The organism is Acidaminococcus fermentans DSM 20731 (assembly GCF_000025305.1).
Lineage (GTDB): Bacteria > Bacillota > Negativicutes > Acidaminococcales > Acidaminococcaceae > Acidaminococcus > Acidaminococcus fermentans.
The window spans coordinates 1,234,589-1,247,230 of record NC_013740.1 but is presented as its reverse complement, the minus strand read 5'-3'; the positions used below and the strand labels follow the sequence as shown (position 1 = coordinate 1,247,230).

The window sequence follows — 12,642 nt, the reverse complement described above, 5'->3', positions numbered from 1 at the left end:
CGCAGTTGCTTTTGAAAAATATTTAGGGTATACTCAAAGTGTCTATAAAAAGCTTGATGATTTGATAGGTCAAAATATTATTAATGCTAAGTTTGAGGATAGAGGAATAAACGAACAAGGCCATAATATGGCGCTAATTTCTTTGTTACTGATTTGCAAAATAACAGGATTTTGCTAACAACCGGGTGGATTATAGATAATGGTTCAATAAAGCCACGTCTAACATCTTCTTATTTAAAACCTGAAATTAAGGAGGGGAAGCCATGAAGGCAAAAGAGTTAGATTGTGTAGAACTAAAGAATGGGAGAAAAGGGTGCTTGCTTCACGAATTTCCTAACGGAGATTTCTTGATGGAACCTTATGAGAGCCCTGAAATAGAGGATCAGATAGAAATTTCAAAGGAAGACATAAAAAGAATAATTTATGTTTCATAAGCCCCCTGCCCCGGCAGCGGGCTTTTCTTATGCCTGAAAAGGAGGGGACCATGAATGACATAGCATTGGGTCTTCTCCAGAGAGGTCTGGTTGAGTGTGTGGCTTTTCTGCTATAATAGCAGAGAAAAATTCACCCCAGAAAAAGTTCGGTAGTAGGAAAATGTCAAGGCCGGGTTCAATAAGTTCGATGACGCCCAGAAAGAAGTGGCACTCATCCAGGCCCGGCAGCAGAAGGAGATGGAAAACGTCCGGAAAGAACTGGAGCAGGTGGGAGAGAGCCAGCCCAAAGTGATCCAGTTTCCTAATAAGGCGTGAGGGGTTGAATGAAGGAAGAGCGAAGAGTGCAGAGCAGGACGGTGTGGGTCCAATGATCTTTTGCAATGCCGTAGGGGCCGATCGGTGATCCGCCTGCTTACAGACCTGGGAACGGACGCCTTATGGGTCGTCCCTACGCATATCACGTACTGTACGATATCATTCCGTAGGGGCTACCCGTCAGGGGAGCCCGTCGCCAGGTCCGCCCAGGGGGCAAAAAAGCAGGTCTGCAGTCTTGAGAAGATTGTGGGCCTTTTTCTGTCCGCTTTTTTGCACAGGTCATATGATATACTGAAAATAAGAAAGATTTGGGCATCACCAGAAAGTAAAGGAAGTGAACAAAATGAAAGTTTGGATACAGGCTCACAAAGGGGAACGTCCTGCCAGCAAGAATTTTTTTGAGGCCATGTGCGGGTTTGAAGAACTGGGGGCCGAAATCCGCTTCTTTCATAATCCCTTGGAAATGCGGCAGGCTGAGCCAGAAGATATTTTGGTTGGTTATGTAGAAGCGGTCCAGCAACATTTGGAAGAAATGGGTTTCTCCTATCCAGACTTGGATTATCCGGCAGAGCTGGAATATTGTCTGGGAAGAAAAATCTGGAAATCCACCATCAATACCATTAACTCCCATCCAGAACAGTGGCCTGTATTCGTCAAATCCATTGCTGATAAAGAAATCACCGGTGTACTGGTCCGTTCTCCCAAAGATCTGGTCGGCTGCGGAAACTGGGAGCACGATGTACCTGTGTGGTGTTCGGAACCCGTCCGGTTTGTAACAGAGTGGCGCTGTTTTATCCGCTATGGCAAAATCCTGGATGCAAGACACTATCGGGGAACCTGGGAGAAAATACCGGATCCGGAAGTCATCAAAAGGGCCGTACGGGATTACAAAACCGCGCCAGCCGGCTATTCTTTGGATTTTGGTGTGACGGATACGGACAAAACTCTACTCATTGAAGTCAATGATGGATATGCACTGGGAAGTTACGGGCTGTTTTATATTGACTATGCAAAACTCCTGGCAGCCCGTTGGGCAGAATTGACCGGGACAAAGGATGAGTATGAAGATTTTTAAATATCTGAGCTGTTGAAATAACCGCCTATCATGAATTATTTTTGCGAACCGAGTAAGGGAGAAAATGAAATGTGGAAGTCAATTAAAAATGATATTATTGGTTCAGAGGGTGGAATCATTCTTCAGGATGAAGAGTATGAAGATTCGTGCCGCATAACATTGGAACGCTGTAGACGATATGATGCCATTACTTGTGGTGTATATGGTGACATGGTGCATACTGTCTATTCGGATCCTTTAGTATCCCAGCATCTTTATGAAATGATGAAAAAAGATTTACAGGCTTTCATTGATGCAGATATCGAAGATCTAGGCCAGCGCAGTGATTTTTATGAGGCATTTGTTGAAAGGTATCGTTGATTTGCCAATTCTGATATAAGCTGGCTGCCTATAGAAAAATAAAATGCTGATCAATAAAGATAAATAGGGGTGAGAAGATGAGAGTAAGATATGTTGGGCCTTCACAGCTGAGCCATTACGATGCCGTAGGACTCGCAGGACCGGTGCCCCGCCAGATGGACAAGTCCATGACTCCAACGGTGTAGGGGCTACCCGCAGGGGAGCCCATCCCCGGCCGCCCAGTGGGTAAAAAAGCAGGCCCGCAGTCAAATTGATTGCGGGCCTTTTTCTGTCGGGATTTTTGGATAGGTCATTTGCTATAATGAACATAAAGCAAGAAGTAAGGGGACTGTTGGTAAAGGAACAGGATGGAGGTGTGGCAAATATGAGCATAAACCGTTGTCATAAACATGGGTTGTCCATTGATACAATGTGGGATGACTTGAACCCCCAGGCACATCAGGTAATTCAAAAATACTTTGCAGAACATAACCTTTCAGTAGAAAAATTAAAGAAATGTCATGTAAGCGAGAATTATGAAAGCCGTGTCTATCAGGCTCCTGTCTCTCCCTATAATGTACCTAACAAGGACGACGATAAGAATTTACTGGATAATTCAGTTGTTCCGCCCATTGTTTTGATTCTGTATAAAAAAGACGACAGGCTGGAAATCGAAACTACAAGGTACACAAGACCGTTTTTAACGATGGAAACGGATTATCTGCTTGCGACGGCTGCCTATTTAAGATACCGGATCAATTCTTTGATTCAACATGTTCTTTTTGACTATAAAGGAATTCCTTGTGGAGTAGATCCATTTTCTCATAAAGAGTTCGATGTTTGGTATGGAGATAAGGCAGAAACCATGACAAGCATAGACGAGGTTATGAACAAACCGTTTTTTGATGGAAAAAGTCTTACGGAAATTGTTCCCGAAATCGAAAACCTGGAATTGTAAAACGGAGAGGTGAGGAAAATGCTCAACGACGTTATGACTTTGGCCGAAGCCTCTGTTATCTGGGGTATCAAGTATGAAGGCTTACTAAAATGTATAACCGCTGGGCCTTTAGATCAGCCCAAATTTCATGATGATGAAGTAGATAAAATCCAAGATACATGGCTTGTGACAAGGCAAGCCATGGAACGCCTTTTTTGGCCGATGAGGGCCATTACTGCTGATAAAGCTTATATGCTTGCCCAATTAGAATGGCCTGGTGCCCTGATTACGAACTATTATGAAACCGAGCGTGGATTCGTATTTTCTGGGCGATGGTATGGCGGAGGACTCCCAAAAGTAGAGAAAAAGACCGGTCGAGTCGGCTGGTATTTGGAGGAATGGGGTAATAGGGATAAAGCCGAGTGGAAAGCAACAGAAGATCTCTTTATGGGCAGTTTTGAGGACTCTTTAGGACCAATTTACGATTCTATAAAGGAAAAACAAGAAATAGTAAGGAAAAATCAGCTTCCTGGTGTCCACAACCCCTATCCTGAATCTAAAGAACATAAATCTATCCTTCAAAAGTTTTTAGATAAAATCGGTTTGTAGCAAATAGCTGGATAAAAGGGGTTTGGTGAAATGACCAACAATAGTATGACCGTAGGAGAAGCTTTGAAAATTGCCGAAAACCATGTGGGAACTAAATTTCATAAATATGCTGATTCAGAAGATAGTTTTGCCTTTTCCATTTTTAAACCTGGAGAGGTGGTATATGGTCCAAAGTCATATATAGTGTCTAAGAGTACAGGAGAAGTTAAGCAAGATCCCCATAAATTCTTTGACCCATGGCCATTTGGAGAATGGCATGTAGTGACGGATGATTTGAATTGAAAGGTAGTCGGCCATGACGAAAGAAGAACTGGAAAATGAAATGTTGGGAGACGTCGTTTGTTCCCTAGAAAATTTTCAGTTTGCAATATATACGGGGTTAAAAGGCCCTGGTAGCATTACCGCTACTACAGATATATATGGGAAATACAAAGACTCTGCTCAGGAATTTAAAGACATGGACGATTTATTGAATAATTTCATAGTGAGTGGACGTCCTTTGAAGGAAATTTTGCCAATGGTAGATGTGTCCCAATTGGATTAAGATGATTGTATTATGTGCAAGAAAAAAGCACCCAGCAAAAATGCCAGGTGCTTTTTTCTTGCCTGATTGCTATAATAACAGAGAAAATTTCACCCCAGAAAAAGTTCGGTAGTAGGAAAAACCCGTTTTACTACCATTTTTACTACTACAATGGGGAAAGTTGTGCCGTTTTTTGCAAAATTATGTCCTTTTCTCCGTGAACAGGTGAAACGGGCAAAACCGCATTAACTCGGCATATTTCGGCATAGAAGGGAGTTTCGTGTCCATGATCAAAATACTATTTATCTGCCACGGCACTACGAACACCTGTTTTTAAATACCCGCATAAACTGGGCGCATAACCAAACATGTGTACGAAAATGACTACTGTATTACTACTAACCACAAGATATAGTGGTTCATAAAATGTGGTACTAATACATATTGTGTACTTGGAAAACGCCTAAAATGCTGCGGATCTTGGAGAAAATGGCGCCCTGGCGTTCAGAGAAGTAAATTAATATTCGTAAGCACTCATACGTTCACTCAGAAAGGACAAACACCGTGGTGGGGAGGCTCCCGTCACGGTTCTTTTTTCTTCCCGTCCCAAATTTCGCACACTGTCTATGGTATAATAAACTATAATGTAACTGCGGGGAGAAGGGGAGATGGCTTTGAAAACGGTACGGGTTGTGGCAGCGCTGATTCTCAACCAGGATAAGGTTCTGGCCACCCAACGGGGGTATGGAGAATTCAAAGACGGATGGGAATTCCCTGGAGGCAAGATCGAGCTAGGGGAAACTCCGGAACAGGCCATCAAACGGGAAATCCGGGAAGAACTGGCTACGGACATCCGGGTGGAACAGCCTCTCACTACGGTGGAATACGACTACCCCACCTTTCACCTCTCCATGGAGTGCTTCATCTGCAAAGTGGAAAAAGGCGACCTGACTTTGCTGGAACACGAAGCGAAAAAGTGGCTTTCCTATGATGACTTGGATGATGTGGATTGGCTGCCGGCGGATCGGATTGTGGTGACGGCTTTTCGGAAATACCTAGTTAAAGATAGAGCTGCTCTTGTCACAACCTTGAAGGAATTTCGGGAAGAAATCACCCAAGAAGGGTTTGTGGCCGCTTGTCATGATTTTGTAGAAAAGACCTGCGGTTGTTCAGTAGGGGAGGCCAACGATCGCTCCTGGTACGATTGCTATGAGTTCCTTCAAAAATATCTTCCTATCGATGCGGCACTGGATAATTTTACCCTGGCCTTTGAATATATGATGCCCGATTCCCAAAAGCGTGCGGACGTACTGCTCCTTTCCCGGGATAAGGTGATCATCTTGGAATTTAAGGAAAAAAGGGCCATCCTCAAAGATGATGTGGCCCAGGCTGCTGGGTATCGGCAAAGCATTTCCCATTATCATTACGAAACGGAAAAGAACGAGATGCAGGTGGAAGCTCATCTGGTTTATACCCATGTGGACCCGGAAGGGAATCATCACCTGGTGGATGTGTTGCATCCTGGTAACTTTACGTCCACCCTTCTAAACACCCTAAAAGACCAGGTTCCCATGACCGAACAAGAATGGTACAATTGGATTGCTTCTCCCTTCTACCCATTGAAGAATATTGCCGATGCCACTCTGCAGCTTTTCAAAGAAGGGGACCTGCCCAATATCAAGACCATCCGAGAAGGCGATATTAAAGAGACCCTAGACTCCATCAATGCCGTCATTGCGGATCCCTCTATTGCCAAAAGCATCATCTTTGTTTCTGGCGTCCCGGGCTCGGGGAAGACCCTGGTAGGTCTGAAAACCGTCTACGATCATGCCCATGACCTGGAAACCTTGACACCCATCTACCTGTCCGGAAATGATCCCCTGGTCAACATTCTGCAGCATACCTTATCCACCAACGGGGTGGACAAAGAAGGCGGAAGCTACATCCAGTCCATGAAAGACTTCAAATACCTGGCCCATGGGGTAACGGTTCCTTTGCACCATATTATTGTATTTGATGAAGCCCAACGGGCCTGGGATACGGACACCAAGGAACCAGGAGAAAACGAAGCCACCCTGCTGTTACGTCTGGGGGACCGGATTGCGGCGAAATATGGAAAGGTGACCATCTTGTGCTTGATTGGAGATGGCCAGGCCATTCATCGTCACGAAGAAACGGGCATGCCCCTTTGGGTGGATGCCTTATCCAATAGAAGTGATTGGAATGCCTATGTTCCTGATTCTTACAAACAGCTTTTTAGCAGTGTTCCTACCCTTCATGTGAGCCCGGAATTGATGCTCACCACATCCATCCGGCATGACTTTATCAACGTAAGCCCTTGGGTGGAAGCGATCTTGGAACTCAACATGGACAAAGCCAGGAAGGCGTACCAGGACATGCTGGCCAAAGGGTTTCTATGTTGGAGAGCCTGGGACCCCAAGAAACTCCCCGGTTTCGTTTCCTATGTCCAGCAGAACTATCCAGGAGACCATACGGGGATCGTGGTTTCCTCCCATCTTCGACATATCCCAGGGATGTTTGGTCCCCAGTATAGGGGCAGCTATGTTAAGGCTACCGAAGCCTATCAATGGTATAATGAAGAAAGTTACAAGCTGACCCGGGGCGCATCAGAATTCCTGATCCAGGGGATCGAATTGGAATTTCCCATCGTTTCCTTCATCGGTGATTTCTACATCCAAAATGGAAAATGGGTGGTAGATCCCAAGGCCACCAATCCAGGGTTGAAGGATCTGAGAAAAGTCCTGGAAAACGTGTACCGGGTGCTTCTAACCCGAAGCCGCAAAGGGATGCTCTTGTATTTTCCCAGGGAATCGAAGGAGTGGAAACTGGAGGAGACGTATCAGTGGTTTGCGGGGATGATGGGGATAGAGGAGTAGGTATTTCGAAATATCTGATCATAAACTGAATTTGTTTTGTTGTTCAGTGAAGGTTGAAAGTAACACATTTATTCAGTATGGATAAGGAGAGTAATAAAATTATGGCTCGCAAGAAACGTATTTTGACTGTTGAGGAATTATCTAAGGCGCAACACCTTGATAAACTTAGAACGATCGATGCCTATGATCATCTAGATAAGAAACGAACAAATAATCCGCCCATAGGAATTGCTAAATTTGACCGAGTGGCTGAGGATATAACGACTTATCAGTTTGATCCTAATCTTGATCCTACACTTGAATGGGCAGGGAAAGCAGAAGGAGTTTCATTTGATGTTCCTGATACCTCTATCCATATTCAGGAGTCCATAAAGCCTTCTAAAATTTTGCGTCCCGTCCAGGTCATTGGTGATGATTTTGAAAATCCTCAAATGAGCTTATTTGGAGAGGATCCCTTAGAAAAACAGCGCCGCCGCCGTGATGCGTTGGAATTTTATAAACACGGGGTTGACTGGACGAACAGACTCATTGCCGGGGACAGCCTTGTCGTTATGAATTCGCTGTTGGAAAAAGAAGGCATGGCAGGGCAAGTACAGATGTGTTATATAGATCCACCTTATGGAATTAAATACGGGTCAAATTTCCAACCATTTGTTAATGATATGTCTCTTAAATCTGGAGATAAAGATGAGGATTTAACACAAGAGCCAGAAATGATTACTGCCTTTCGAGATACTTGGGAATTAGGTATCCACTCATATCTTACCTATTTAAGAAACCGAATTTTATTAAGCTATAATTTATTAAAAGATTCTGGAAGTATTTTTATTCAAATTAGCGATGAAAATGTGCATTTTGTAAGGAATATTTGCGATGAAATTTTTGGACCAGAAAATTTTGTTTCTCAAATTTCAATAAAAAAAGGATCAGTTATGTTTGCTAAAAAGTTGTTAAATAGTGCAACTTATTATTTAGTATGGTACGCAAAGGATAAAAATAAAATTAAATTTCATTCTTTGTTCAAAAAGAAAGATCCTCAAGATTTTGCTGATACTTGTGGTTCACATTTATGGTTAGAAAATATACATGGTCAAGGGTGCAAGCGGGTACCACCAAACAAACGACATAATATTGAAGCCTTTATGAAAGATAATAAAAACATCAAATTATTTGGCACTTGGAGTTTGAATGCACAAGGTAATGAAAAGCAACAAGGATACCAATATAATGGAAAAACATACTATCCTCCAAAAGGTACACAGTGGAAAACTTCTTACCCTAATGGATTGAATGACTTAAAAATTGCAAATAGGCTGCAAGAAGAGGGAGATAATCTTAGAGTAAAACTTTATTATGAAGATTATCCTATTTCGCGTCTTAATAATTTGTGGACAGGAATTGGGGCGGTAAATGATAAAATGTATGTTGTACAGACACCTAATGAAATTCCCAAAAGATGCATACTTATGACGTCTGATCCTGATGATTTAGTTCTTGATATCACCTGTGGTAGCGGTACAACAGCTTATGTAGCTGAACAATGGGGACGCCGCTGGATTACTTGCGACACGTCCCGCGTGGCCATTGAGTTGGCTAAGGAGCGCTTGATGACAGCATCTTTTGATTATTATAAACTTGCGCATCCAGATCAGGGAATTTCCAGCGGGTTCATCTATAAAACAGTTCCTCATATTACATTAAAATCTATTGCTAATAATGAGCCCCCAGCAGAAGAAACTCTTTATGATCAGCCTGAGATTGATAAAACGAAAGTGCGTGTATCTGGTCCATTTACAGTAGAATCTCTTCCTGCACCAATTGTCAAACCATTAGAAGAGACATTATCAACTGCTGAAGCCGAAAATATGACTTCTAAACAAAGTCAATGGAGAAGTGAATTACTTGCTACTGGGATACTGGGGAAAAATGGCAATAAACTTGATTTTTCCAGAATCGAGCCGCTTGAAGGAAGTGTTTATTTTCAGGCAGAAGGAGAAACTAAAGAAGATTCACCCAAAAGAGCTATCATTTGTTTTGGCAGTGAGACTAAGGTCATGGATGCCAGATTTATTGATATGGCTCTTAATGAAGCACAGAATATGCGTCCAACACCGGGATACATTATTTTTGCAGCTTTTCAATTTGGACCTGAAGCTTCCCAGATGCTTGATGAGGCATTGTGGCCAGGGGTCACGGTGCTTAAAGTCCAAATGAATACGGATCTGATGACGGAGGACTTGAAAAAGAAACGTTCTTCCAACCAGAGTTTCTGGTTAGTCGGGCAGCCTGATGTGGAACTTATTAAAGACGGAAGAACTAAAAACCGATATAAAGTAATAGTCAACGGTTTTGACTACTATGACGTAAAAAAAGGGACTGTTATTTCTGGTACGGATAGTAATATTGCCATGTGGATGCTGGATACAAATTACGATCCAATGAACTGTATTGAACCCAACCAGGTCTTTTTCCCTATGGGTGGAAAAAAGGATGGGTGGAATAAACTGGCAAAAACATTGAAAGCTGAAATCAATCAGGAATTGATTGGTAAATATGCTGGAAATGAATCTTTGTGGTTTACGGCAGAGCCCAATACCATGATTGCTGTCAAAATCATTGATGATCGTGGTATTGAAAGTTTGCGTGTTTTGAAAGTCGGTGAAGAGTGATGGCAGGAATTACAAAACTTATTATCAATTCTGCATATAAAGAACCATCTACTCACTGGAAATATGATATTCCAACTAAAAAGTTTTATCAGGAAAAAGGTAGGAGACCAGCGGGATATATCGTTTCGGGGCAGGAACGCAATGCTTATAATGATATGGGCCGTTTTGTTGAGCTGCCATTGGTCAATAAAATCCGTCCTAGAGTAAAAACGTGGAGAGAGGCAGGGTATCCTGGCATCACAGGGATTACAAAGCGATTACTGGAACATTGGCATGATAAGGATGCCAGGCAGTATCAATTTTTCTTCTGTCAAATGGATGCTATAGAAACGTTAATTTGGCTTACAGAAGCCCCTGATGCCGATAAAGTGGGCATACATATTCCATCTGATGGTGGATTATTCAGACGTCTCTGTACTAAGATGTGTACGGGCAGTGGAAAAACAACCGTTATGTCCATGCTAATAGCATGGCAGGTTTGTAATAAAGTCGCTTACCCACAGGATACAAGATTTTCTAAAAACGTATTTATTGTAGCACCTGGTTTAACAGTTAAAAGCCGGTTGGAAGTTCTGAAAACCGGTGGCAATGAAAACTATTATATCCAATTCGGCGTAGTACCAGCTGGCCTTTTAGATTATTTGCGCCAGGGAAACATCAAAATTATTAACTGGCAAAGTCTGGCATGGGAAACGGCAGAACAACTTGCAAAGAGGAAAAGTGTGGATAAACGCGGGCCATTGAGTGATGAAGCTTATACTCGTGAGATTTTAGGTGATATGGCAAATGCACATAATATCATTGTTATCAATGATGAAGCACATCATGCCTGGCGTAAAAATCCTGAAGTTAAAATTGCTTTAAAAGGTCAGGAAAGGAAAGAATATGTAGCCAATGAGGAACAGGCCACAATTTGGATTAGTGGATTGGACCGTATTAATAAAACTCGAAATATTCTTTGCTGCTATGATTTTTCGGCAACCCCATTTGCTCCTTCTGGGAAAAAAAACGGAGAAGAAGCTTTATTTGATTGGATTGTCAGTGACTTTGGCTTGAACGATGGAATTGAATCAGGGCTGGTCAAAACTCCTAGAATAGTAGTCCGAGATGATGGTATTTCTGTAAAAGATGGAAATGAATTCAGATCCAAACTTTATCATATATATTCAGATCCTGACGTAAAAGATGATATTAACAGACCTGCTGAGGCAACAGAACCATTGCCTGATTTGCTCATCCAGGCATATTACCTTTTAGGGAAAGATTGGCAAGTCACTTTTAAAAATTGGAAAGAACATGGAATGCCAACTCCTCCGGTTATGATTACGGTGGCGAATCGGACAGAAACGGCTGCACGCATCAAAAATGCTTTTGATAAGCATCGGATTGACATAAATGAACTCTGTGTACCAAAATATACGGTGCGGATTGACTCAAAGATTTTGGATGCGGCTGATTCAGGAAGCGGAACAAAGAAAGAAGCTGCCGAGAAATTACGTGAAATTGTTGATACAGTAGGACAAAAAGGAAAACCTGGAGAACAAATACGCAATGTGATTTCTGTTGGGATGCTTTCAGAAGGCTGGGATGCTAAAACTGTAACTCATATTTTGGGATTGCGCGCTTTCAGCAGTCAGCTTTTATGTGAACAAGTGGTAGGGCGGGGTCTTAGAAGGACCTCTTATGATCTACAGGAAGGTAATGAGCTGTTTTCTCCTGAGTATGTCAATATATTTGGGATTCCTTTTAGATTCTTGCCCACTGAAGATGATGGAAGCAATAGCGGCCATCCTCCTAAGCCTAAAACACAGATTGAATCTTTGCCAGAAAGAGCGGAGTATGAAATCGCATGGCCTAATATTATTCGTTTTGATCGTGTCTGGAAACAAAAACTTACTTTGGATGTTCAGCATATACCTGAATTAGTGCTTGATGCTACGGATACAAGACTTAGAGCTGATCTGGCCCCGGTTCTTGATGGGCAGACTGATTTAAGTCAATGTACCGAAATAGATCTTGAGAAGCTGGATAAAGAACTCAGACTTCAAAAGATAATTTTTGAAACGGCTGGTCAGGTTTATGATACTTTACAATCTTCCTGGCAAAATGAAGGGACGAAATATGCACTTTTAGGTCAGGTTATTCGTTTGACAGAACAATTTTTGAAATCCGGAAAAATTCATATCAATCCCGTGCTCTTTAACACGAGCCCTTTGAGGAAAAGAATTATGTATGTGCTGAACATGAATAAAATTGTCCAGCATATCTGGGATTATATAAAATCAGATCAGACCGAAAAAATGGTGCCACTCTTTGATTCAACGAAAAAAATTCGTAGTACGGCAGATATGATGACATGGTTTACCAGTAAGCCTTGTACAGTAACCAATAAATCCCAGATTAGCCATGTGGTTTCTGATAGCAGCTGGGAAGATACAGAAGCGTATGTCCTGGAAAAAAATCCCTATGTAAAAGCTTATGCTAAAAACGATCATCTTGGATTTAAAATCTTCTATACATTTAAAGGAGTAATCCATAGTTATTTCCCTGACTTTCTGATTAAGCTGAGCAACGGAATCATGTTGGTTTTAGAAACAAAAGGCCAGAAGTCAGAGGAAGTGATTGCTAAACAGAAAGCTTTGGAAGAGTGGATTATAGCTGTCAATGGTACAGGAGAATTTGGACATTGGGTCAGTGACATGTCATTTTCAGTTAAAGATGTAGATGGAATCATTAACAAATATATCAATATTTAATGATAGTTTGTTTTTAGATTTTTTGCATTGCGTGAAGAAAGGGCAAGAAGACAAATATAAGCAGGTAAAAAGTCGGTATATGGAATTT

10 protein-coding genes and 1 pseudogene are annotated in these 12,642 nt (G+C 42.0%); all 11 read left to right on the top strand.

All coding sequences use genetic code 11. The annotated features are described in order from the left end of the window. Positions 1 to 263: 263 nt before the first annotated feature. Positions 264 to 434, top strand: a complete 171-nt coding sequence (locus tag ACFER_RS11560) for a hypothetical protein (protein WP_176767972.1) — start codon at positions 264 to 266, stop codon at positions 432 to 434. Positions 435 to 1,092: 658 nt separating this feature from the next. Further along, positions 1,093 to 1,824, top strand: a complete 732-nt coding sequence (locus ACFER_RS05725) for an ATP-grasp domain-containing protein (RefSeq protein ID WP_012938470.1) — start codon at positions 1,093 to 1,095, stop codon at positions 1,822 to 1,824. A gap of 69 nt (positions 1,825 to 1,893) precedes the next feature. Beyond that, on the top strand, positions 1,894 to 2,184 hold the full coding sequence (locus tag ACFER_RS05720; RefSeq protein WP_148213932.1) for a hypothetical protein: 291 nt from the start codon (positions 1,894 to 1,896) through the stop codon (positions 2,182 to 2,184). A gap of 364 nt (positions 2,185 to 2,548) precedes the next feature. Continuing rightward, positions 2,549 to 3,121, top strand: a complete 573-nt coding sequence (locus tag ACFER_RS05715) for a hypothetical protein (RefSeq protein WP_012938468.1) — start codon at positions 2,549 to 2,551, stop codon at positions 3,119 to 3,121. A gap of 18 nt (positions 3,122 to 3,139) precedes the next feature. Continuing rightward, positions 3,140 to 3,709 carry a helix-turn-helix domain-containing protein gene (locus ACFER_RS05710; protein ID WP_012938467.1) on the top strand — a complete coding sequence of 190 codons (570 nt, stop codon included), beginning with the start codon at positions 3,140 to 3,142 and terminating at the stop codon, positions 3,707 to 3,709. 30 nt (positions 3,710 to 3,739) lie between these two features. Next, the gene (locus ACFER_RS11405) at positions 3,740 to 3,991 is read left to right on the top strand and encodes a hypothetical protein (RefSeq protein ID WP_187287509.1); all 252 of its coding nucleotides are present in this window, start codon (positions 3,740 to 3,742) and stop codon (positions 3,989 to 3,991) included. A gap of 13 nt (positions 3,992 to 4,004) precedes the next feature. Beyond that, positions 4,005 to 4,253 (top strand): hypothetical protein, encoded by a 249-nt coding sequence (locus tag ACFER_RS05705; protein ID WP_041666187.1) that lies wholly within the window; start codon positions 4,005 to 4,007, stop codon positions 4,251 to 4,253. Positions 4,254 to 4,906: 653 nt separating this feature from the next. Further along, positions 4,907 to 5,290, top strand: a pseudogene (locus tag ACFER_RS11995) ((deoxy)nucleoside triphosphate pyrophosphohydrolase); the annotation flags it as partial. A 219-nt stretch (positions 5,291 to 5,509) separates the two neighbouring features. Continuing rightward, on the top strand, positions 5,510 to 7,129 hold the full coding sequence (locus ACFER_RS11265; protein WP_419186766.1) for a DNA/RNA helicase domain-containing protein: 1,620 nt from the start codon (positions 5,510 to 5,512) through the stop codon (positions 7,127 to 7,129). 101 nt (positions 7,130 to 7,230) lie between these two features. Further along, entirely contained in the window at positions 7,231 to 9,798 is a 2,568-nt protein-coding gene (locus ACFER_RS05695) for a site-specific DNA-methyltransferase (protein WP_012938465.1), read from the top strand. Further along, the gene (locus ACFER_RS05690; protein ID WP_012938464.1) at positions 9,798 to 12,554 is read left to right on the top strand and encodes a BPTD_3080 family restriction endonuclease; all 2,757 of its coding nucleotides are present in this window, start codon (positions 9,798 to 9,800) and stop codon (positions 12,552 to 12,554) included. Before ACFER_RS05695 ends, ACFER_RS05690 begins: the two co-directional genes overlap by 1 nt. The last annotated feature ends 88 nt before the right edge of the window (positions 12,555 to 12,642 follow it).